The 23546-nt window shown below is 63.7% G+C and carries 18 protein-coding genes; 6 read left to right on the plus strand and 12 right to left on the minus strand.

Annotated features, from left to right (window positions below; translation table 11 throughout):
- Positions 1-4: 4 nt before the first annotated feature.
- From FG93_RS25465 to FG93_RS25500, 8 genes are all read right to left on the minus strand, one after another.
- On the minus strand, positions 5-886 hold the full coding sequence (locus FG93_RS25465) for an ABC transporter permease (RefSeq protein WP_052514187.1): 882 nt from the start codon (positions 884-886) through the stop codon (positions 5-7).
- The gene (locus FG93_RS25470) at positions 886-1827 is read right to left on the minus strand and encodes an ABC transporter permease (RefSeq protein WP_043240149.1); all 942 of its coding nucleotides are present in this window, start codon (positions 1825-1827) and stop codon (positions 886-888) included. Before FG93_RS25470 ends, FG93_RS25465 begins: the two co-directional genes overlap by 1 nt.
- A gap of 683 nt (positions 1828-2510) precedes the next feature.
- Positions 2511-3656 (minus strand): fructose-1,6-bisphosphatase, encoded by a 1146-nt coding sequence (locus FG93_RS25475; RefSeq protein WP_043240152.1) that lies wholly within the window; start codon positions 3654-3656, stop codon positions 2511-2513.
- Between the two features lie 126 nt (positions 3657-3782).
- Positions 3783-4427 carry a hypothetical protein gene (locus FG93_RS25480; RefSeq protein WP_043240156.1) on the minus strand — a complete coding sequence of 215 codons (645 nt, stop codon included), beginning with the start codon at positions 4425-4427 and terminating at the stop codon, positions 3783-3785.
- 24 nt (positions 4428-4451) lie between these two features.
- Complete coding sequence (locus FG93_RS25485; protein WP_152579621.1) at positions 4452-4673, minus strand: hypothetical protein; 222 nt, start codon at positions 4671-4673, stop codon at positions 4452-4454.
- Positions 4670-6457: a Rieske (2Fe-2S) protein gene (locus FG93_RS25490; protein ID WP_043240162.1), complete on the minus strand. Its 1788-nt coding sequence runs from the start codon at positions 6455-6457 to the stop codon at positions 4670-4672. Before FG93_RS25490 ends, FG93_RS25485 begins: the two co-directional genes overlap by 4 nt.
- 176 nt (positions 6458-6633) lie before the next feature.
- Entirely contained in the window at positions 6634-8187 is a 1554-nt protein-coding gene (locus tag FG93_RS25495) for an aldehyde dehydrogenase family protein (RefSeq protein WP_200878162.1), read from the minus strand.
- A gap of 172 nt (positions 8188-8359) precedes the next feature.
- Positions 8360-9340, minus strand: a complete 981-nt coding sequence (locus FG93_RS25500) for a LysR family transcriptional regulator (protein WP_081881850.1) — start codon at positions 9338-9340, stop codon at positions 8360-8362.
- A 111-nt stretch (positions 9341-9451) separates the two neighbouring features.
- On the opposite strand from FG93_RS25500, the gene FG93_RS25505 reads away from it, so the two are divergent.
- The gene (locus FG93_RS25505) at positions 9452-9847 is read left to right on the plus strand and encodes a nuclear transport factor 2 family protein (protein ID WP_043240163.1); all 396 of its coding nucleotides are present in this window, start codon (positions 9452-9454) and stop codon (positions 9845-9847) included.
- A gap of 450 nt (positions 9848-10297) precedes the next feature.
- Positions 10298-13540 carry an autotransporter domain-containing protein gene (locus FG93_RS25510; protein WP_081881851.1) on the plus strand — a complete coding sequence of 1081 codons (3243 nt, stop codon included), beginning with the start codon at positions 10298-10300 and terminating at the stop codon, positions 13538-13540.
- A 178-nt stretch (positions 13541-13718) separates the two neighbouring features.
- Here the strand turns inward: FG93_RS25510 and FG93_RS25515 are convergent, their stop codons facing one another.
- Positions 13719-14198 carry an SRPBCC family protein gene (locus FG93_RS25515; protein WP_043240168.1) on the minus strand — a complete coding sequence of 160 codons (480 nt, stop codon included), beginning with the start codon at positions 14196-14198 and terminating at the stop codon, positions 13719-13721.
- Complete coding sequence (locus FG93_RS25520) at positions 14182-14532, minus strand: helix-turn-helix transcriptional regulator (RefSeq protein ID WP_043240170.1); 351 nt, start codon at positions 14530-14532, stop codon at positions 14182-14184. Before FG93_RS25520 ends, FG93_RS25515 begins: the two co-directional genes overlap by 17 nt.
- 108 nt (positions 14533-14640) lie before the next feature.
- Between FG93_RS25520 and FG93_RS25525 the strand changes: the two genes are divergently transcribed.
- Entirely contained in the window at positions 14641-15282 is a 642-nt protein-coding gene (locus FG93_RS25525) for a dihydrofolate reductase family protein (protein WP_043240173.1), read from the plus strand.
- A 194-nt stretch (positions 15283-15476) separates the two neighbouring features.
- On the opposite strand, the gene FG93_RS25530 is transcribed toward FG93_RS25525, so the two are convergent.
- Positions 15477-16451 (minus strand): NAD-dependent epimerase/dehydratase family protein, encoded by a 975-nt coding sequence (locus FG93_RS25530; protein ID WP_052514188.1) that lies wholly within the window; start codon positions 16449-16451, stop codon positions 15477-15479.
- Positions 16452-17311: 860 nt separating this feature from the next.
- Here FG93_RS25530 and FG93_RS31440 point away from each other — a divergent pair.
- A complete protein-coding gene (locus tag FG93_RS31440) occupies positions 17312-19381 on the plus strand; it encodes a glycosyltransferase family A protein (RefSeq protein ID WP_052514189.1) in 2070 nt (689 codons plus the stop codon).
- Positions 19381-20958, plus strand: coding sequence for a DUF6212 domain-containing protein (locus FG93_RS25540; RefSeq protein ID WP_152579622.1), 1578 nt, complete (start codon positions 19381-19383; stop codon positions 20956-20958). Before FG93_RS31440 ends, FG93_RS25540 begins: the two co-directional genes overlap by 1 nt.
- A gap of 257 nt (positions 20959-21215) precedes the next feature.
- On the opposite strand, the gene FG93_RS34075 is transcribed toward FG93_RS25540, so the two are convergent.
- Complete coding sequence (locus FG93_RS34075) at positions 21216-21740, minus strand: GNAT family N-acetyltransferase (protein ID WP_043240181.1); 525 nt, start codon at positions 21738-21740, stop codon at positions 21216-21218.
- Positions 21741-21919: 179 nt separating this feature from the next.
- Here FG93_RS34075 and FG93_RS25550 point away from each other — a divergent pair, with 179 nt between their 5' ends.
- Positions 21920-22528: a DNA polymerase III subunit epsilon gene (locus FG93_RS25550; RefSeq protein ID WP_043240183.1), complete on the plus strand. Its 609-nt coding sequence runs from the start codon at positions 21920-21922 to the stop codon at positions 22526-22528.
- Positions 22529-23546 lie beyond the last annotated feature (1018 nt).

The following is a 23546-nucleotide window of genomic DNA, read 5'->3' on the forward strand; positions in this document are numbered from 1 at the left end:
CCGCTCACATCCGTTTGGCGATACGAGGGTCGAGCGTGTCCCGCAGACCGTCGCCGAGCAGGTTGATGCCCAGCACCGTCAGCGCCAGGAACAGGCTTGGGAGGAAGACGAGCCGCGGGGTCACCTGGAAGAAGGTCCGCCCCTCGGAGATCATGTTGCCCCAGCTCGGAATCTCGGGCGGCAGGCCGGAGCCGAGGAAGCTCAGCGCCGCCTCGACCAGGATCGCCTGGGCGCAGACATAGGTGCCGAGCACGAGCAGCGGCGCGATCGTCGACGGCAGGATGTGGCGCAGCAGGATCAGCGGCGTCGGCGTTCCGACCGAGATTGCGGCCTCGACATAAGGCTCCTCGCGCACGGTGAGCACCACGCTGCGCACCAGGCGCACGACACGCGGTATTTCCGGTATCGTCAGAGCCAGGACGACCGTGCCGATGCTGGCGCGGGTGAGCGAGACGAGCGCGATCGCCAGCAGAAAGGTCGGGATCGCCATCAGCCCGTCCATGACGCGCATGACGACGATGTCGACGGCGCGGAAATAGCCGCCGACGAGGCCGATCAGGACGCCGAAGGCGGTCGCGAAGGCCGCGACGCTGAGGCCGACGAGAAGGGAGCTGCGCGCACCGTAGACGACGCGGCTATAGACATCGCGCCCGAACAGGTCGGTCCCGAACCAGGCCAGATCCGACGGGGGCCTCAGGCGCACGGCAGGGTCGATACGGACGGGGTCGACGGTGCCGAGCAGCGGCGCAGCGATGGCCATGCCCACGATCGCTGCGACGATGAAGCCGCCGACCAGGACCGAGGGGTTGCGCAGCGCCTGGCCGAGAAGCCCGAGGAGAGGGTTGCGCGGCGCTTCGCCGGCGAGTTGGGGCGAGAGCATCGTCATCAGTAGCGCACCCTCGGGTCGAGCAGCGCATAGCCGATGTCGATCGTCAGGTTGATCAGCACATACACGGCTGAAAACAGCAGGATGACGCCCTGGATCACCGGATAGTCGCGCTTCAGGATGGCGTCGACGACCAGGCGGCCGACGCCGGGAATGTTGAACACCGTCTCGATCACCACGACGCCGCTGATCAGGAGCGCGACGCCGATGCCGATGACGGTGAGGATCGGGATCGCGGCGTTCCGCAGCGCGTGATGCGTGACGACCAGCCGTTCGACGACACCTTTTGCGCGCGCCGTGCGGATGAAATCCTCGCCCATCATCTCGAGCACGCTGGCCCGCGTGATCCGCGCGATCAGCACCATATAGGCGAGGCCGAGCGTCACAGTGGGCAGCGCGATGGTGCGCAGAAACGGCAGGAATCCCTTGGAGATGCTGGTGAAGCCCTGCACCGGCGCCCAGCCGAGCTGCAGCGAAAACACATAGATCATGCAGTAGCCGAGCACGAAGGCAGGCACGGAGAAGCCGACCACCGACACCACCATGAGCGTGCGATCGAGCCAGCTTCCAGCCGTCGCTCCGGCGACGGTGCCGAGCGGCACGGCGACAAGGATCGCGAAGATCATGGTGGCAAGGGCCAATGAAAGGGTCGGCTCGACGCGCTGCAGGATCAGGTCGGCCACCGGCAGATTGGTGAAGATCGAGGTGCCGAGATCGCCCGACAGCATGGTCCGCAGCCAGACCAGGAACTGCGTCAGCAGCGGCTGGTCGAGGCCGAGCGCCACGCGGATGCGCTGGACGGCCTCGGCATCCGCGTTCTCGCCGGCGATGACGAGCGCGGGGTCGCCCGGGCTCAATCTGAGCAGCAGGAATACGACGATCGAGACGACGGCCATCACAGGAATGACGGCGAGCATCCGCTTGGCGATGAAAGCGAGCATGAGCCTGTCCCATTCAATGTGGACGCATTTTGTGTACGATATATTGCTTCAATAGTATACAATAATAGTTGGGTCGCAATCCATTTTCCGAGGGCTCCAGCGGCAAGCGCAACCGGCGCCGGGGCCGCATACCGGCGATTCTCGCGGAATTTTTGGTTTCTGGAATGGATTTGCCTGACTCATGCGCAATCCGTGGCCAAACCGTATGCAAAAAGCCATAAAACTTGCATACCGCCAGCAGCAAGCGCATCGGCGCCTTGCGAGCATGTCGGCTTCTCCTCGGCCACACGAAGCTACGCCGTGCGCAACCTCGGCATCGAGACGGCCTCATTATATCCGAACAGGCGGAAGCTGTGACCTGAGGCATGTCGGGCAACCGCCGTGCCAGGTCCGGCCCGCCGCATGAATGCGAGAGTGGACGAGACCGAAAGCAAGCACTCGATCGTCACCAATGAAGGTTTGGGTGGAGAGATGCTGGGATCAAGTCACGTCGGGCGAGGGCGGTGAAGCCGGAGTTGGGCGCTTGCCCATGTCCCGGCTTCAGAGTGCTCCATGGGACGCGCCGGAAGGAGCGATGGCCGAGGGGGCATGGCCATGCGGCTTCGCTGGAGGCCACGACATCAGCGTTCCCCCGACCGCAAGCGCACGCGCCGTGATCCCGGTCCGGCTGAAAGCAGTCCTTGCTACTCGACGGTCGCAGGCTCGCTCGCTTCGCGCATCCTGAAGCGCTCGACCAACCCGCCGACAGTGTCGCGGAAGCCGCCATATTCCAGCTCCGAATAGGGCAGCATCGCCGCCCCGGACCAACCCTGGCTGCGCATCTCGAGCGCTTTGCGCTGGGCGCGGCTGCGGACCTCGTCCCATGCCGGATTGTCGAAGAAGTCCGTATGGGATTCGGAAAAGCGGCCCTGCCTGTCGATGGAGAAGCCGACACAAGAGACGATGGGCAGACAATAAAGACCCGTGACCGCCGTGTTGAGCGGCACCGGCATGAGTGGCATGACATGCGAGCCCCGCGCGTCGCCACCGACGAAATGCGCCTTGGCGAAGGGCGAGATGATCTCCTCCGGGGCGGGGAAGATCCCCTGGTTCCTGAGCAGCGCGACGGGGTCGTCCTTGCCCGTGTACTTGCCGGCGATGGCGTGCAGGCGCTGTGCCGAGGCCGCCGCGACCGGCTCGCCATGGGTGCGGGACACAATGCGGTCGATGCCGAAGCGCTCATTGTCGCGGAGCAAGGCGGCGATGCGGTAACTGTCTTCCGGTGCATCGAGCTCGATCACGCTGTCGCCGGCCGTGTTGTCCATGTCGATGATGTGGAAACTGAATCCCTTGATCATCGGGGGCAGCATGAGCCCCGCGCAGTACATCGGGTCGGCAAAGGCCAGGTAGAGCGGCAGGTTGTAGGCGCCTGGGCCGCATTTATCGGCGGCGAAGACCATGAAGGACTCCGCCGGCCGCACGCCCGAGAGGCTGTGCTCGAAGGTGAGTTCGGCGACACCGGGGCCGGCACCGCGAAGGTTTCCGGATGGTGCGTCGACGAGGAGATCCTGGCCCGCGCCGTAGAGCCCGCTACCCCTGGCGATCGCGGTTGCCTCCAGAAAGGCGTTCCAGGCAAACTCGTGCACCTCGCAACTCCCGGAGCCCCGCACATGGGTCATGAGGATCGCGATATCGTCACCGGTGTGGGAGACGAAGCCATCGATCAGCAGGCCACTCTCGATGGCGTGCGAAACCTCGGCCCTGACGCTGTCCAACATGCGCGGTGAGGGCTTCGTGTGCCCACCGACGGAGCCCACATCGGCCTTGATGACGGAAACGGTCAGTCTCATGGCAATTCTCCGGCCCCCTGTCCCCGGCGACCGCACGGTCGTGCCGACGGTCTCCGCGGGAGGGCCGGCGCGGCTTGCGTTGACAAGAAACAACCATCGGGCGCCGCCACCGGTTCCGCACGCGTTTTAGCGCCGCGTCCTGAGGGTCTGGAGCCGATCCGTCAGCCCCTCGGCCAGGCAAAGCGGCCAACGGGGAATTTCGACCCAAGTGAGACCTTCGCGGCGCGCCGCTGAACGGTCAAAAATGGCCCGGAGCTGACGCGATGGAGGTCCGTTTAGGGGCATTCTGGTTGCTAAGCGGCAGTCGGAGAAGGCTCGACGAGTGCAGCGGCGACCACCGTACCACTTGGAGGGCTGGACGCTCCGGTAGATGAACTCCTTGACCCCGGATGCGTCTCGTATCCACATCAGGCGCTTCCCGACGACACGATCCTCCTCATCGGCGTCGAGGAGAACCGCCAGCCCCTCCTCATGGCTCGACATGCTGAAGAGGATGCGCATCACGCGGGCATTCTGGTTCTTCGCCTGTTTCGCCTCTGTGGGCTCGTATTGGAGCATGCGGCGATCGCCCCCGCCGAACTTGAAATCGTCGGGGGTGCGGTAGGCGTACTGGATCCCCCACCCCTGGCGAAGCAGTTCGGAGTGCAACGCCTGGAGTGTGTCACGGAGGCCCAAGCGGGTCGCCAGGTCCAGGACCTGCTTCATCTGCCCTTCGCCGGTATCGTGCCAGACGAGACAAAACGGCGGCTGAAAACGGAGCTTGACCTCCATGCCCGATTAAAGAAGCGGACGCGTTCACATGCGCCAATTCGTCCAGAATGCCATGGCGATGAAGCGCATCGAGATCGCGGTCGTGACTTTCGGTTCTGTGAATGTCGTGAACGACTTCGTCACCCCCGACGCATTCCACCCTTCCGCCCACCCTTCCGCGCGAGAGATGGAATCGAGGGAGCGGAGGTCTACCGCGCGGCGTGATGCGCGCCGGCTGGTGCGCAACAGGCGGCCGCCCTTCATCACGTCTCGGCGTCCTGATGAAGCTGGCCGCCACGCAGGAGCCGGCGCGCGATGTCCGCTGTCTGCAGGGCGGCGCGTTCGGTCGGCGCATGGGCGGCGAGGTAGCGGCCGACCGCGATCAGAATGCGCCGGCCCTCAGCGGTATCGCCCCACTCGGCGAACTGCCGAACGCCCGCCTCGAGCATCTGATAGGCGTGGAAGCCCGCATCCTCGCGTAACAGGGCGTGCGCCAAGGTCGCGATCAGCGCGTGGGGCGGGTAACCGCGCGTGAGATGGCGCGCAATCAAGCGCCCGACCGTATCGACCTGCCGCTGCCGGTCGAAAGCATCGAGCAGGGCAGCGCTGATCTCGGCGGCATCGGTGGGCAGGTCATCCAGCGTGTCGCTGTCCTCGCCAGGCATGCGCGCAGGCGGCACGTTGAGATAGCGCGCAAGATAAAGCGCCATTGCCCCGTGAAGGATCCCCCGCACACCGTCGACAGGGCTGCGATGGTCCGCGGCCCCGGCGCCGATCCGCTTGAGCACCTGGTGGATGGCGTTGGCATAGGTGAAGACATGGTGAGCGGTCTCCCAGTCGGCGTGCTCATTGGCGCTGCCGAAACGCGCCACCCGCAGCGCCGCCGCGTAGGCCAGAGACCGGCCGAGATCAACAGGCGTTGCTCCTGCACGGACCGCTGTTTTGATCGCATCCATGATCGCGGCCGCATTGTCACCAAGGAGGTTTTCGGCCAGGGCCGTATGATTAGCCCAGCGGCCGGCGCTGCCGCCGGCGTCAAACAGGCGCGGCAACTCGGAGGCGGTCTCCGCGCACAATGCGACGAGATCCGCCGGCTGGCGCCACGCGGTCGCCTCCTCGGCGCCACGTGCCGCCACCATCTGGCCGACTACCGTCGGCAGTACGGCGGCTGCGTGCTCCCAGCCGATCAGGTCCAGGCATTCGAGGACCTTGTTGATGAAATCGAGCGAATGCCCGCCGTCGGCGTAGACGCGATCCGTGGCGGCCGCGACTAGCAGGTCGGCGAGCGCATTCGGCGCCACGCCTGCTGCGATGGCGGTGAGCACGGTGCGTTCGGCTGCCTCGCGGTGGCGCACGGCCGTCCAGCGCCGGAGCCAGCGCGTGAGCGTAGCGAGAGCAGGCCGGCTTGCGAGCGGAGCGCGCTCCCGGCGCGGCGCTTGCCCGTCGCAGTCCGCGGCGACGCGGCGTGCTCCGTGGAACAGGGCGAGGTAGACGTCCTCCTCGCCCAACACCGGCAAGATGTTGCCGACTGCAGTGAGGATCGTCAGACCTATGCCCCAGCCGTCGCGGTTGGCGGCGCCGAACAGCGCAACCTGCCGCCCGATGTCGCGCGGCGGCACGCCGGCCGCCAGTTCCCCCTGTACGGCCTTGGCGACGATGAGGCTGAGATCGTGGGCGAGACCATCCTCGAGGCGGCTGCGCCAGTGTCCAGCGGGATCGGCATAGCCAAAACTCGGGCTCACCCAGATCTCTCCGTCCGCGCGCATCTCGACGGGACAGGTCGGCACATCGTCCGCCCACAAGTCGAAGGTGCAGCCGCTCGCCAGATCGAAACGAGCGTGGTGCCAATGGCAGGTCAGGACGCCGTCCTCGACGCTGCCGCGATCGAGCGGAAAGCCCATATGGGGGCAGCGATTGTCGAGTGCGAAGACGCGCCCGCCGTCGTGAACGACCAGGATCGGGCGATGGGGCCCGTGCACGACGAGCCGCCCCTTGGCCTTCAATTCCTGAAGACTGCCCGCGCGGACGAAATCCTTGTCTTGCGTATCCATGGGCGACTCCGGCCCGTGATCATCCGCGGCGAGAAGCAGGCGTCCGCTGACGCTTCAATGCGGCTGCACAAGAATGTAGTGACGTTGCCGCCAACTTACCCGGCGGCGAGCTTGGTCTGGTGGTTGAATTCGCCTTGTTGGCGTGTGCACGCTCAAGATGGCCAGCCTGATCCGCCTCAGCGTGGCGGCGGCGGGAGCGTCAAGTTGACGTTGATCGTCTTCGTCTCGGTGAAGCTGTCGAGCATGCCTTCGAGCGACATCTCGCGCCCGATCCCGCTTTCCTTGATACCGCCGTAAGACTGGCCAAGCAACTGGCCACCGCCTTGGTTCACCTGGACCCAGCCCGCCTCAACCGCGTGCGCGGCGCGCAGCGCCTGGCCGATGTCGCGCGACCAGACGTAGGCGGCCAGCCCGTAGTGGCTCTCGTTCGCCATGCGGATCGCCTCGGCTTCGTCGCGCCAGGGGATCGCGACCAGGACCGGCCCGAAGATCTCCTCCCGGGCGAGCCGCCAGTCGTTCGACGCGTCGGCAAAGATCGTTGGGATCGCGAAGTACCCCGTCGCGAGCGGACCTTCGCGCGGCGGCAATCCACCGGTCACGCGGCGTGCGTCGGGCCGGCGGAGGCCTTCCTCGATGTAGCCGCAGACCTTCGTGAACTGGCGCTCGTTGATGATCGAGCCGATGTCGGTCGCCTCGTCGAGCGGGTCGCCGATCTTCAGAGCCTCCACTTTGGCGGCGAGCTTGTCGAGGAACGGCTCGAAGATGTCGGCGTGCAGGAACAGCCGCGATCCCGCCGTGCAGGACTGGCTCTGGCGCGTAAAGCGCATCGAAGCGATGATGCCCTCGACGACCCAGTCCTCGTCCGCATCGGGAAAGACGATGGACGGGCTCTTTCCGCCGAGCTCAAGCGAGACAGGGACCACCCGGTCGGCCGCTGCCCGCATGATCGCCTTGCCGACCGCGGTCGAGCCCGTGAAGCTCAGCTTGCGGATGCGGGGATGGGCGGTGAGCGGCCCGCCGCACTCCGCACCGTAGCCCGTAAGGACGTTGACCACCCCCGGCGGGAGGTGCGCCTGACAGATCTCCGCGATCATGAGCACGGCAAGCGGCGCATCCTCGGCGGCCTTGAGCACGAGGGTGTTACCTGCGCAGATCGCGGGGGCGATCTTGAGCGACGCGAGCTGGGCCGGGGCATTCCACGGCACGATCGCGCCGACGATGCCGATCGGCTCGCGTCGCGTGTAGCTGAGCATCGATTCGCCGAGCGGGACGGTCGTGCCCTTCAACTCGCTCGCGAGGCCGCCGAAATAGCGGAACACATCGGCGACCCACTTGGCCTCTCCGCGCGCCTGCGTGCGGAGAGCGTTGCCGGTCTCGCTGGCGATGAGCCGCGCCAGCTCCTCCTCGCGGGCTTCCAGAGCCACGGCGATGGCTAGGCACGCCCGCCCGCGGTCCCGCGCCGGAATCCGCGCCCAGGCCGGGCCTGCGGCGCCAGCCGCCGCGACCGCGAGATCGACGTCCACGGCCCCACCGCGCGGCACCTCCCCGAACGGCTCCTTCCGGCCCGGGTTCTCGACTACGATCGCCTGGCCTGAGGCGGCGTCGCACCACTCTCCGCCGATCAGCATCTGCCGTCTGAGATAGGCCGATCCCGGTCCCTCCGAACCGTTTCCGCCGGTGCGCTCCGGGTGGCCGTCCAACGATAGGTCTTCGCGATGAAGCGTGGTCATCGGAACAGTCTCCTACGTTCTCAATCAGACGGCGAGGAGGCCAGCTCGCCCTCGATCATACGCCCCTTCCAGAGCCGAAGGAATGTGAGCACATCATGCTTGGGTCGGAGGTTAGTCCCGGCGAGGTTTCGAAAAACTCTTGTTGATGCGCTTGGCGACGGTGCGCCCGGCGTTACTGGTGTGGACGTATACCTCGAGGAACAGCCGCGCCGATCGCCGCCGCCGTCTCGACGCCGTTACGCGCGCGCGGGCCGCCGCGGATGGTGTCGATCACGGCGCGGAGCGGCGGCGCCATCTGCCGCTGGGCCGGATAGCAGAGGTAGTAGCCGGGGAAGGGAGCGGACCAGGTCTCGAGCAGCGTGACGAGGCGGCCCTCAGCGATGTGGGGCGCGATCAGCTGTTGGCTGGCGAAGGCGACGCCGACCCCGTCGACCGCCGCCTGCACCCCGAAGTCCTTCATGTTGGAGATCAGGGGGCCGTCGAGGGCGACCTCGAACCACTTGCCGTTTTCCATGAACTCCCATTTGTACGGCGTCTTCTGCCCCGGCCATCGCCAGCCGATGCAGCGATGGGCGAGAAGGTCGCGCGGATGGGCCGGCGTCCCGTGCCGGGCGAGATAGTCGGGCGAGGCGACCGCGGTCTGGCGTAGGTCCGGGCCGAGCTTCACCGCAATGAGGTCCTTGTCGATCACCTCCCCGAGGCGGATGGCGACGTCATAGCCCTCGGCCACGATGTTCACGACGGCGTCGTCGAGGGTGACGTCGAGCACGACCTGCGGATACGCGTCGCTGAAGTGACGGAGGATCGGCGTCAGGTAGAGGTCCGCCGCCGCCCGGAAGCAGTGCACCCGCACGGTCCCGGCGGGATGGGCGCGGCGCTCGCGGGTCTCGCCCAGCGCCTCCGCCAGCTCCTCGACGGCAGGCTGTACCCGTTCGAACAGCTTGGCCCCCGCCTCGGTCAGCGAGACGCTGCGGGTGGTGCGGTTGAACAAGCTGACCCCGACCCGCTCCTCGAGCGCTCGGACCATCTGGCTGAGCGCCGAGGATGACACACCGAGGTTCTCGGCCGCCCGGCTGAAGTTCAGCGAACCGGCGACGGCCACGAAGGCGCGGAGCTGGTTGAAGTCCCCGGCAGACAGAAGGGAAGGGTTCATGATCGCCTTCGATTGCTTAGCTCAGCTTACAAGGTTGATTAGCGCGCGCAGATTAAACATTGCCGCCCCATCCTTATACTCTGCTGGACGCTAGATTTGAAAGGAATCACCATGACACCGCAGGACACGCCCTCGACGGGAAACATAGATGGATTGGTCGCCTTAGCGAAGATCTACTTCGACGCCGCCTACGCGATGGACGCTGACAAGTTCGCGACCATCTTCGACCCCGCCGCCTTGGTCACCCGGCGCGGCGATGGCAACAGCGTGGTGGTTACCCCTGTCACCGCCTGGCTCGATGTGGTCCGGAGTCTAACCTCGCCGCAGGACGCCGGCGGCGTGCGCGCCGACCAGATCCTCTCCATCGCCATTACCCGTGACATGGCGCTGCTCAAGCTCCGCCTGCGGATCCCACCCCGCGAGGTGACCGACCTGCTGTCGTGCTTTTACCTCAACGGGCGCTGGCAGATCGTCCAGAAGGTGTTCGCCGCCGAGACCCTGGCCTGAAAGCTCTGCCATCGATCCCCGTCTCGCCAAGCCGGAAACGAGTGCTAGAGCATTTTCGAGCGAAGTGGACATCGGTTCGCGTGAAGAAAATGCGATAAAACAAAGAGCTAGAGCATTTTCGCGATTCGGAGAAGCACGGAAATGCTCTAGGTCCGCCGCTCAGTTGCAGCGACTTAAGGCGATGGATGGGAATGTCAGCTCACCACACCCATCTCCGACATTGCCGCAGCCTGTCAGTCCGGCGCATCCAGCCCGAGAGGGCCCGCGACGCAGCGCGCCAACGTCTCGACGGAGACCGAACCCGGTTCGCCATCAGGGTTCGTCCGCGCGCTCGTTGCTGAAGCGCAACAGGGTGCGACAAAGCCGCAAGGTCAAAAACTCGGAGCGCTGCGTTCGGATCATGCCGCGCTAGACTGCGGAGACTGCGTCGCGGGTTAACGGCGGCGGCCTATGCCTACCCCTGAGGACCCGATGCTCTCCTGTCTGCAGCGCGCCCTGCGCGATACGACATCCCTCGTTGCCCCCTCCGCGCTCTCCAGGACGACTGCATTGGCGACCGGCATGATTGCCGGGGCGCTGCTGTTCCCGTCGGGTCAGGTGCAGGCACAGCAGATCTGGAATGGCGCGGGATCGGACTTCAATACCGGCGTGAACTGGACGCCAGGCACGGTGCCGGGCGTGGGCAACGTGGCCGTCTTTGCCGGATCGACCGCAAACAACAACCTCGGCACGTCCCTGAACACGTCGCTCGGCGGGATCACCTATAGCGCTGGAGCCAGCCCATACACGATCACACTGGGCGACAATCTCCAGTTATTCGGAAACGTTGCCAACAATTCAAGCGCCACTCAGGTGATAGACGTCGGTGGCAAGGCGATATTCTTCTATGCAGCGGCTAATTCCGGAACCAATGTAACTTATAATCTTGCGGCTGGTGGAGAGATCCAGTTCAGGGGGAGTTCGGTCGGCGGGCTGTCGCGCTTCACTCTCGGGGCCCTCTCGCGGATCGGGATCTTCGAGACGGCAAACGCGGTGGCCTTGGGTTCGCTCAGCGGTTCGGGACTGATCGAAAACGTCGCCCCGGGTGCCACGACGCTCGCCATCGGCGGGCTGAACGAAACCTCGACCTTCTCCGGTCAGATTTCTTCGGGCGGCGGCGGGGGGGCGCTCGGCATCGAGAAGGTCGGCAGCGGCACGCTGATCCTGACCGGAACGAATACCTATACCGGCGGCACGACCATCAGCGCGGGAACGCTGCAGATTGGCAATGGCGGCATCTCGGGTTCGATCGCCGGCAACGTCACGAACAATGCGTCCCTGGTCTTCAACCGGGTCGACAATCTCACCTTCAGCGGCGTGATCAGCGGCTCGGGAACGCTGACCAAGATGGGTGCAGGCACCTTGGCCCTGTCCGTCGGCAACACCTATTCCGGCGGAACGAGCTTGACCGGTGGGACACTGGCGATCGCGTCGGGGACCTCGCTCGGATCCGGCCCGCTGCAGATGTCGGCCGCGACGACGTTTCGCACCCTCGGCAATCTCACCGTGAACAATCCCGTGTCGCTCGCGGGCGGCACCGCGACCATCGATACAGACGCGTTCGATCTCGGTCTGGGCGGCGTCATCAGCGGCATAGGCACCCTGACCAAGACGGGCACCGGTACGCTGACTCTCTCGGGCGTCAATACTTATTCCGGCGCGACCTGGATCCAGGACGGCACGCTGCGGATGGGTGGGGCCGGTGTCCTTTCGAACCAGACGGCGGTGCAGATTTCGGCAGGGGCGACCTTCGACCTCAACGGCTTGACCCAATCCGTCGGCTCGCTGTCGGGAACCGGCGACGTGCTGCTGAGCGGCGCGACATTGCGGGCGGGAAACAGCAACACCGACACGACCTTCTCCGGCACCATCTCGGGCGCGGGCTCGCTGCTCAAGGACGGCACCGGTACGCTGACGCTGAACGGCGCCAACTCTCATACCGGGGTGACCCAGGTGCTCGGCGGCAGGCTCGTCGTCGACGGTTCGGTCGCCAGCCCGGTGATCGTGATGCCTGGCGCCACGCTCGCCGGCTCCGGCTCGGTCGGCATAACCACGGTCGACGGCACGCTCTCGCCCGGCAATTCGCCGGGCACGTTGACCATCAACGGCAACCTCGTGATGGGGGTCGCATCGACCTATGTGGCCGAGGTGCAGGGCGCGGCGGCGGACCGGGTCAACGTCACCGGCACGGCAAGCCTCGCCGGCACGCTGAGATTGGTGCCGCTGGGCGGCGCCTATACGTTCAACAGCGCCTACACGCTGCTCTCGGCAACGGGCGGGCTCGGCGGCACGAGCTTCAGCCCGGTCGACACCGCCGGTCCCTTCGGCGATGGCGTCACCACCAGCATCGCCTACACCGCGACCGACGTACTGCTGACGCTGACGCCGAAGCCACTGGTCCCGATCGTCGATCCAGCTGCGCCGGCGCCGGCGAGGCCACGCCTTGGTGTTGGTCGCCCGGCCAATGCCTATGCCGTCGCCGCGGCTATCGACGGCGCGGTGGCGAATGGCGGCGATCCGTCTGCGCTGTTCGGCGTCTACAACCTGCCGGCTGCGGCCATCCCGGCTGCGGTCAACAGCCTGTCGGGCGAGGTCCATACGGCCGCACCCGCCATGGCCAACACCGCCGCCGACCGCTTCCTCGGCACTCTGCTCGACGGTGCGGGCGCGGGCCGGCTCTCCGGCGCAGCCGGAGGCCCCGGCGGCACAGCAGGCTTCACCGCCGACTTGCCCTCGAAACAGGACTTGCCCTCGAAACAGAACCTGCCCTCGAAACAGGACGGCCCGGGCCGCAGCACCTTCGATCCCGCCCGCTTCTCGCTCTGGGGGGCGACATTCGGGTCGACCGGACGCAGCGACGGCGACCGGATCGTCGGCTCCGCCAACCGCAACCTCTCCGACGGCCATGCCGCGGTCGGTGCCGACATCCGGCTGGGCAGCAATACGGTGGTGGGCGCCGCGGTCGCGGGCGGTCAGTCGCGCGCCTCGCTTTCCGGCGGGCTCGGCAAGGCCGAAGCGGACGTCTTCCAGGCCGGTATCTACGGCCGTACCACGCTCGGCAGCGTCAACCTCGCGGCGGCACTGGGCTATGCCAGGCTCGAGACCGATACGACACGCGCCATTTCCGCGCTCGGCCTCACCGGCGTCACAGCCTCCTATGCGACGCAGGCCTGGAGCGGGCGGATCGAAGCCAGCCTCCCGGTCATCGCCTGGAGCGGCATCACGCTCTCGCCGCTGGCCGCCTTCCAGGCGGTGCGGGCGAGCAGCCCGGCCGCGGTCGAGCGCGACGTGATGGGGGCCACCGCGGGCATGCTGACGCTGGCGAAGCGCACCGACATGACGAGCCGCAGCGAGCTCGGCCTGCGGCTTGACGCCAGCTTGCTGGCGGGCGCCATGCCGGTCACCGGCTTCGTGCGCGCCGCCTGGGCGCATTACTACCAGCGCGATGCCGATCTCACGGCCTCGCTCAACGGCCTGCCCGGCGCACTCTTCGGGGTGACCGGCGCGCGGCCCGACCGCAATGCGGCACTGCTGGCGGCTGGTGCCGATGTCAAGCTCAGCCAGAGCGGCAGCCTCGGCATGCGCGTCGATTCCGAGCTCTCGGACAACACACGCCGCCTCGGCGGAACCGCTCAGCTCAGGGTCAGCTTCTGAGGTTGCACTGGAGAGCGCCCGAGAGCGAGCCTCTTCCTGTCCGGATCATCGCGTCCGATCCTCGCAAGGTCGGTTTCCGACCCATCTCGGACGTTCGCGGTTGGACCGCAAAGTCCTGAAAGCGGTCGATTATGGGCACTATGGCGCGGCGACCGCCAACCCTCCAGATGATCAGCGTTCAACCATCCAGCCACGTGGCGAGACCGTCCAGCGTCTGCAGCCCATACTCCACCGCGCCGAAACCGACGACCACCTGGCGACGTTCGCGGCTTGGGTGAAGCTGGCGCATGGTCAGCACGGTCTTGCCGTCGGACTGCTCATCGAAGGTAATCGTCATGTAGAAGCGCTCCGGGTCGTTGGGGTCCGGGGTACCATAGTCCACCACGATCAGCTCGTTCGGCACGACCTTCAAGAAGCGCATGAGATTGGGGAAGCGCTGCTTTTGGCCTTCGAATACGCCCACCATGTCGAACCGCCATTCCCCGCCCTCGCGGATATCGGCCTCCTGGTTCTCGATGCTGAGGCCAGCCGGGCCATACCATTGCGCCAGCGCTTCCGGGTCCATCCAGGCGGCGAAGACCTTATGCCGCGGGTGCTTCAGCACCTTGACCAGCACGATCTCACGGTCGAGCGACCAGGTTTCAAACAGCTTTTCCATCGTCGTTCTCTTCCGTCTTGTCCAAATAAGCTTCCAGCCGGTCGAGCCGCTCGGCCCAGCGTCGGCGCTCCGCTTCCATCCAGTCTGCCGCCTCGGCGAAGCGCGCCCGCTCCAGCCGGCACCAGCGGCTGCGCCCGCGCTTCTCGCTGGCGATCAATCCGCAATCCTCCAATACCTTGAGATGCTGGGCGAAGGAGGGCAGCGCCATGTCGAAAGGCTCGGCCAGTGCGGTCACCGGCAGCTCGCCCTCGACCAGCCGCGACACCACCGCGCGGCGGGTCGGGTCGCTGAGGGCGTGAAAGGCGAGGTCGAGGGGAGTCGAGTGGTAAGGCATATAGCTCGGTAAAGCGGCCGGCCGTGCCGGTCAATGATAAAAAGGCACTTGCCTTAGTGTTTGACTGCAAATATGAAGGCGAGTACCTTAGTGTTCGGGAGCGCTCCAGTGGCAGTTCGTGTCGACCTTGTTATCTCGCTCGATGGTTTCGCAACAACGACGGACCAGACGCCAGACAATCCGTTCGGCCAGGACTGGTCGCGCCTGGTCGGCGCTTATGTCGCGACGAGGACGTTCCGAGAGCGTGTGTTCAAGGACACGAGCGGCAAAGGCACCACCGGCATGGACGATGCGTATGCAAAGGACTACTTCGACAACATCGGCGCGGAAATTATGGGCGCCGGCAAGTTCGGGCTGCACAACTTTCCCGATGATCCGAACTGGAAGGGGTGGTGGGGCGATGAGCCGCCATTCGGCTGCCCGGTCTTCGTCCTGACGCACAAGCGGCGGCCTTCCATCGAGATGGCTGGAGGCACCACGTTCCACTTCCTCGCGGCGGACCCGGTTGATGCGCTGCAGCAGGCCGTGACAGCCGCAAACGGCAAGGATGTGCGGATAGGTGGCGGACCAACCATGGTGCGCGACTATCTGAAGGCCGGGCTTGTCGACCGCCTGCATGTTGCCATTACCCCAATTCTGCTGGGGCGGGGCATACGCCTCTGGGACGAGTTACGCGGGCTGGAAGCCGGCTACACCGTCAAGTCGGAAACGGCCGAGAGCGGCACTGTCCACCTCACGTTCCAGCGCTAGCCGCCAGCCCGTGACTTACGGCGATCATGGACTGCCCACACTTGGTCCATGACTGCCTTCCCCTTTCTGCCCTCGCCCAATGTCCACTTTTCCTGGTACCATAACCGAAAGCAGACCGACCGGTTTCCACCCCTCTCCGACATTGCGGCAGCCTGTCGGCAGGGCGCAGCCCACCCCGAAATCGCCGGGTCGTATCAAGGGAGTGGTGCGTGGCTTTTGGCCGCCATCCATGCGGCGGTGCTGCGCAGGCCATCAAGCCAGAGGCGTCTGGGCCGCCAAGGCGTTTCCCGGGTGATCAGCGAGATATCGAGGATGTTGACGGGCACATCCGCGACTCGGCCGGCGCGATAGATCCTGGGCACTTTGGCAGTACCGGTCGTGGCCTCGATATCGCTCGCCACCTGATTGATGCTGAGCCCTGTTCCCGATCCGACATTCATGACGCGGTGCGGGCCGTCATAGGTCGCGGCCCAGAGAAAAGCCGAGACGACGTCGTCGATATGAACGAAATCGCGCACGACCTCGCCCGAACCCCAGATTTCGAGTGGCTTGCCGGCGAGAGCGTGACCGAGCATCGCCGCGACGACGCCTTGGCGCTTCAGGGCTGATTGCAGCGGGCCGTAGGCATTGGCGACGCGCAAGGCGAGATATTCGAGCCCGTAAAGGTGATGATACAGGGCGAGGTACTTTTCGATCGCAAGCTTGCCGACACCATAGGCCGATATCGGATGGGTCGGCGCGGTTTCCGAAATCGGATGCCTGTCGGCCGGGCCATAGACGGTACCGCCGGACGAGGCGAAGACGACCCTCCTGACGGCGGCATCGTTGCAGATGTCCAGGAAGCGCAACGTGCCAAGGACATTCGTCTCGAGATCGGAAACCGGCTTCTGACCGGGGCTTCCCGGCACGGAACTGCTCAGGAGATGGAAGACGATCTCCTGCCCCCGCGCGGCTTCGGCGACCGCCGCAGGATCCTCGAAAGAGCCGCCGCTCCAATGAACCCGCTCGTCCAGAGCCAGCCGATCGGCCGGCATGCGCCCAAAGGCTCGGACCACTGCACCTTGACGGGCCAGAGCGTTGGCCAGGTTGACCCCGAGAAAACCGCCGCCTCCCATGATCAGGCATCGGACGCCGTCGAGCCTCGGACCATCAACAGTGGTGATTGGCATGTCTGCTCGCTGGGAGAGAAGAAATAGGAATTTTCGAGTTAATTAAAATCGCTGGGATTTTATTTCAAATTTACGAATGAATTTTTCGAACTCACTCGGCAGATATACTATATCGTTAGCGTCATAAAACCTACATTCTCGGAGTTGGCGAAGAGGATAGTCTATTCAGAATGACTAATCGCGGGATGAATATGGCATGAATACGGCAAACGTGCCGCGCGAGCCATGGTCCTGGCCCCCTGACGATAAGCGGCCCTGTTCGCCGGACTGCTGCTCGACGGCAGCCTCGCGCAACCGCCGCTTTCATCCATGCAATTGCTGGAAGGCGGTCGCGCGAGGCTACCGTCGAGCAGCAGTCCGGTCAGGACATTTCCGGTTCCGGGCGGCGCCCCCGATCTCCGTCATGGCCGGCGCGCGTCTGACGAACGCGGCGGTCGTGCGGAGCGCGCCCCGGTCGGGGGAGATCGGTCATTTGCAAGGACAGTCCGGCGCAAACGCTGCCGGGCGCGGCCCACGCGCGCCCGGCAGCGGTGATTGGTCGAGGTCCGCCGCTCATCCCCTGGGGCGCTCCCGCCGAAGCGACGATCGTCGCATCCTCGCGCGGAGCTTATCGTTCAGAAACGCGACACCGGCGAAATTGCGGCTATGCCGATCAAGCATTCGATCCCATGCACATAGATTCAGATAGATTATCCCTCCGCATCGAAACAAATTCTGCAAAGAATCCGCGCCCAAATTCATCCTCAATGGCCATCACGATAGGCAGGACGTCGTCATTTGCCCGTCAAACCGGTGAAGCCATTCTTTCGTACGATTGTGCTCTATAATCCCGATTCTTTGGCCGAACGAGGGATGATCGGTTGCACAATACGTCCAGCGACGGGGCAGATGTCAAAGTAGCTGTCATTGTCCCAGCTTATGGCCAACCCTCCCTGACGGCCGAGGCGCTGCATACGGCGTTGGCCCAGGTCACCGATTTCAATTACGCCGTTGTTATCGTGAATGATGGATGCCCTCATCCCGAGACAGACGAGGTCTGCCAAACATTTGCTGCGACCTATCCGGGGCGGATTTTTTATTTGCACAAGCGCAATCGAGGTTTGAGCGCCGCACGCAACAGTGGAATTGAATTTGCTCTGGCGGCGTTCCCGGATCTGGAAGCGGTCTACTTGCTCGACTGCGACAACCGCATCGGTCCACATCTTCTGCAGCGGCTTCTGACCGCCTTGCGCAACGCTGATGCGACGATCGGCTGGGCCTATCCGGATGTCGATAAATTCGGCTTCGCCGAATTCGCCGATACCTCGGGGCCCTATTCGCCGCTGGAGCATCTGTTCCGCAATTTCTGTGAGGCAGGCAGCATGGTCTCACGGCGCATGCTCGACGCGTCGATCCGTTTTGACACCGAGATGCGCCAGGGCGTCGAGGATTGGGAATTCTGGTTGCACGGTCTCGCGCGCGGCTTTCGCGGGGTCCACGTGACTGACGCAGGTTTTGCCTATCGCCGCCGGGGAGAAAGCATGCTGGTGGCGGCAGAAAGAGATTTTGTCCCGATCCTCCGCTATATCCGCAACCGCCATCCCCGCCTGTTCGATCTTCGCAACGTCCTGGCGTTTGAGGTCGAGGCGCAATCCCGTTACGCCATTTATCATCCTGACACAGGGTTGGTTCGGTGCTTCACCGAGGAAAATGACGTCAAGACCCTGACGGTCAGTGACTATATCTCCCGGCTGCTGCGCGCACAGCTGCGCCCTGCCTACGGCTACTGCCCCGGGCAGCTTGTCATCATGAGCAGTTCAATATTCGAAACGCTTGCCGCGCAATCGCTGCTGGCGGGCGTTTTGTGGACGCTCGAGTGCGGGGTTTCCCGATCAACCTTTGTCGCGTGCTCAATTCGGAAACGATTGCACCATGATCGTCTTCTGGCCTGGAGCGCCGGGACGAGTGTCCAGGAGCAGACGGACACGTTCCGGCTGTCATCTGATCAGATTCATATTCTGGCGATCGAGGCCTCGTTTCTCGCCGAGCATGCATCGCTCCGCGAGCTTGATCTGCATGCCCTGCCCAGACAGCCTCGCAAGCGTCAGCATGCGATCGAACTCGATCTCGCGGTGAGGGGGGTGCAGGCTGATCCTGCGCCAATCGATCAGGATTTTACGCGGCTGTGCCGGGACATTGCCGCGGCCGGAGACGGGGCCAACCCTTGGTACGCGGCGGTGCCGAGTCCATACCGGCTCCAAACGGCGCTGCCGCGCGATGTCTACCCGGAACTCTTCAATCTCCCGTCGGCGTTCGCCTGCGGATCCTCCGATGCAAGACCCCTTGCTGCCCTGGTGCTCGCCTCGGCGGCGTCCGAGAGCGTTGCGACCGCTGAAAGGCTGGCGCTGACGCTCATCGAAGAGGGGTGGGACGTTCATCTTGTGACGCTCGGGAGGGAACTCGCCCTCGCTCCCGGCCGCGCACACTGCTTTTCGCAGATCATCGCATTGCCCCTGCCGGAGTTGCTGTCCCGTGCACGGACCCGAACCTATCAGGGGACGCCGATGCCCTGCTTCGATCAGCTGGATATGGATGATGCCATGTCCACATTGGCTGGCTATCACCGCGCCGTGTCGGTGGATGGCGGGGTATCACACATGTTGATGGGGGCGTTGCGTCGATTGAAAGTGGAGACATGGGCGTTGCTGGGATACGGCGAAGGGGATCAGGCGGACAGCCAGATCGTGAATGCATGCGCGGCGTTCGAGCAGGCTTACACGCATATTGCCGTCAGCAATGCAGAACTATTGCACCTATGCCGGGCTTTCGGAATGCCAAATACAAAGCTGCGCTATTGGCCTGATCCAGACACTGATCTGGATCTTGAGGAAATCGGCCTCAAGCCACTGATTGCAAGTGCAGCGGCGCCGAAATACCGGCGGGCTGTCTGATGATCCTTCAAGCGACAAGTGCTGTGTTGCGGCAGCTCTACTCCGCTGATCCAAAGGTCATCGTGCTGGGTTGCCCGGGGACGGCAGATGCATTCGCCAAGCCGGCATCGGCACTTCATTGGTATGACTGCGAGTTGGTCGAATGCGACCACTATGTCCTGACCGAATATGGACAAGCTGAAAGCGCGTTGCCGTCAGCGCTTTGCAGGCTGGAGGTTCCGCCCACGAATGTATGGGCGTTGTGGGCTCCCGATCCGATCGAAGAACGATCTCTGCGTATATTGCAGGCGTGGTGGACTAAAGAAGGGGGATCGGAGGCGCCTGTACCCATCATTGTCGGAAGCAAAGCAGAGCTCGATGCGGCCATGCTTGAGCGATCTTTGCGTGAAACCAGAAGAATGCAGCACAGCAACCAGCTGTTGATGCGTGATTTGGCGGCGTTGCGGGAGAGTTGGACCCATCACGTTCGCATTCCACCCGAACTTGAGGAACTGATCGCCACTTTGCGAATGGGTCGGCCGCACCTGATCTTCAACAGCGCTCTTGCCCGTGCGGATGTCGACGTTCCCTATTCCATGGGGCCCGACGTTATCGACACAGGGCCATGCCTCTCGCAGCCCTTACCCAGCTCCGCAAGGGGATGGCTCGGTATCGATCTGCATATCGCCGATCCGGGGCAGGGCGCCGGTTGCCTGTGGGCGCGGATCGAGGCCGCCGATGCGGGGACGGTTTTGGCGCAGTGGCGCGTTCCCTTCGATGTCCTCTGCAGGGGGTGGCTCCCGCTGCGCCTGCCCAGCGCATCGTCGCGCACGTCGCGTTCACTGACACTCAAGGTCTGGGCAACTGGCGGCGAGGGAGCGCCGCGTCTTTCGACCTGTTCGGCAGGCGTCATGCAGGAATACCAGCTTGCCCCGCAAAGCCTGGCGCAGCCGGATGATCGCGACGCTGCGACCATGCTTGCGATGAAGCTGTGGGGCGGATTACCGGGAGTTCGTTATCCTGCATCCGAAGCTAATGGCGAATTCCGGCATGATGCAGGGGCAACCGTCCCTATCCCCGACCCGGTCGTTGGCAAGGTTCGTCTGACGCGGGAACAATCGGCTACTTATCCGGTGTTCGGATATATGGAGCATGGAAAAGTCCTGCTGCGCCCTCTCAAGACAACCTCATCTGCGGCAGTGATCAGATTGCCTGCCACGCCAGGTCTGATCGAGATTTCGTGCGAGGTCATGATCGACGACAAACGCTGCGAAACGCGATGTCTCGGAGCCCGGATGGTCGTCACGCCGTGCGAGATCGGCCCCGACGACGCAGAAGGCGGCCAGAATATTTTTGCCGCAACAGAGTGGACAGAACTGAGCGAGCCCCTTGAACCGTCGCGATTGGTTGCACGGCTGCCATTGACCCAGAACAGGCCGGTTGATCTGCATCTCTTCACGCGCTTGCCTGAACCGGGTCCAATCCCGCCGCACGGCCGCGTGGTCTTTGGCCGGTTTGAAGCGGAAATTCATGCTGCATCAGCCTGGGGCATGGCAGCCGTGCTGCCTGTCGCAGATGATCGAACGGCTCTGCCATGAGGTCGGAAAGCTCCATCGGTCTCCCGGCGGAGGCTCCTGCGCATCGCTTCGAGGCATCCCGACGGTCCAGCACAGCCACGTTCCCGAACTTGATCCGGAGGGGTCAAACGCCGCCCGGTCCGTACTCACCCGGCGTCAGCAAGCCGCCTGACCCGAGCCGATAGGCGGGCGAAGCGAACGCGGGACCGTGACGGAAACGAGACCAGGTCCGTCAGCCCCTCGGCCAGGTTAGGCGGCCAACGGGGAATTTCGACCCCTCAGCGGACCTTCGCATAACTGAAGCAGTCACGCGGGGTGTCTCCGGTATTGGGGTGACTGGCCCACCGCCGTAGCAGTCCTTCGCGTTCCAAGCCTGCCTTCTCCATCACACGTGCGGAGGCCAAGTTATCGACGTCCACGACATCGCCCACTCGCCAGATTGACGGCTGCCGGAGTGCCCAGTTCACAACCTCCGCAAGAGCTTCAGTCATCAGACCTTTCCCCCAGAAAGGCCGCGCTAGCACATAGCCGTAGCCCACTTTGGCTGGACCAGTATCCCGCAGGTCGAAGGAGCCTATGAGTTGTTCCGTTTCCCGCTCAACCAGTGCGTAGGTCCGGTAGGTTGTCGCCCCTAAGCAACTCCGAACATAGGCTTCTGTCTGCTTGATCGACGTATGTGGTCTCCACGTGAGATAGCGACTGACTTCCGGGTCCTGCGCGTAGCTGTCGTGGACTGCCTGCACATCGCCCATACCAATGGGTCGGAGCAGCAGACGTGCTGTCTGGAAGGCGTCTGGAAACATGTGCCAATGATGCCAGACTATTGGGCTCTACATCAACTCTAATTCCCATTGCGGAAGTAACCAGATGCTCCATTCTAGGCTTCGGCCCGCTATCACTGTGTCATGGTCCTTCATCGGTCCAACGGCGCTGGTAGACGAAATTGGCTCGTATCATAGGCAGAAGGACACTGAGAGTAGCGATGGGACAGTTCTACGTCGTCACTGACTGCGAGTTCGACGGGCCGACGCCTGGTGAAAATTCGATGCTCTCATTCGGCTCCGTCGCCGTATCAGCCAGCGGCAGCATTCTCGGTGAGTTCGAGGCCGTTCTGGAACCTCTCGACGGCGCAGGAAGCGATCCCAGCACCATGGCATTTTGGCAGAAGCACCCAGAGGCATGGGCGGCTGCCACCGGCAATCCGGAACCCGCCGCCGCTGTCATCGGCCGATTTGTCGATTGGGTGAAATCATTCGAGGGCAAGCCGATTTTCGCAGCGCATCCGGTCAGCCTCGATGGACTATGGTTCGATTTTTATCTGCGGCGATTTACGAAACGCCCGCTGTTGGAAGGGCCATGGGTCTCCGATCGCCTTTTCCGTCATGCACCCTTTTGCCTGATGTCCATGGTAGCTGGAGGCACAGGGCGAGGTCATTGGGAGTGCGATGTTGAGAACTATCCAACCCAATGGCTCGGCGAGGTTGAGCACACGCATCGCGCGATTGATGACGCTCGCGGTTATGCAAACCTCTTGAGCTTCTTCATCCAGAACACCGCCTTCGCGAGATCCAGACCAATCGTAACCACCTGACCCATCACTCTCCTCCTCTTCAGCAGGAGCCATGCTCCTGCCGTGGTGGAGAGCCGCCCACAGCATCAATTGCGGAAGTTCGCTAGGTGGTGGCAAACCAGAGCTATGAGATTCCTAAGCACTTGCTCGATCATCTTGGTCGCCGCTGTTCATCTTATCGGCGCGGGTTTGGCCGACGAACGGCTCAGCTTCTATCGAATGCTCCTGTCTATCGAGCAAAGTGTACTGGAAGCGGTTCGCAAACACTCAGTAAATGAACTTATAGCTATCCATAAGGACGCCATCAGTTTCGTGTCTGGTGAAAGCAGAGGGCGCTGGAAACCGGGGCCGGGATGCCAAGATGCTTACATTCGCCTCTCTTTGGCAAGTTTGGTCTATGCATCGGCCATTGAGCCTGCACGATCCCTGCCGATGCTTTCGGCCCGTGAGAACGCGGCTTTTGGAGATGAAACTTGGGCGGAGTATCTCAACGACATGGCTGATTGTGAGAAGGCTATCGGCGTCGTGAGCCCCGCGAATCGGGCGTCTCGTCCGAGCGAGTTACTCCCGCGAGTGCTTCCACTGCTGCCTGGCCAGAAATCGCGGGACTGACCGTTAGCTACGGCTTCTGACCCTTTGCTGACTATCGATTGAACCCTTCTTCTTTAAGGGCGCGCCTGAAGGCTTCGAAGGTATCAAACTTTGGCACTGGCGTGGGGGCGGAGGTGGTGGAGGTTTGATGGCGTTACCTGTGCAGTTCGCACATGCGGTCAGAACCCAACCCTGTTCACGGAGTATTGCCACCACGCCCGCACCACCTCTCGTCTCGAATGTCCAAGGTGGTGGTGTCCTTGACCCCCAAAGTTCAAAACTGACATCCCCAAAATGGACGACCGGGCTTGCTTCGAGCGTGAAATCCAAATGGATGGCTTTATCAAAAATGTTTCCAACCAATGTCATGCAGTAACGTTCGTGGCAGGCGGCCTCTACCCTCATAATAAAGTAGACCTTGCCGCTGTTTTGATCTGACCAGAGGAAG

It is taken from the genome of Allobosea sp. LC85, from assembly GCF_000735605.1.
Classification (GTDB): Bacteria; Pseudomonadota; Alphaproteobacteria; order Rhizobiales; family Beijerinckiaceae; genus Allobosea.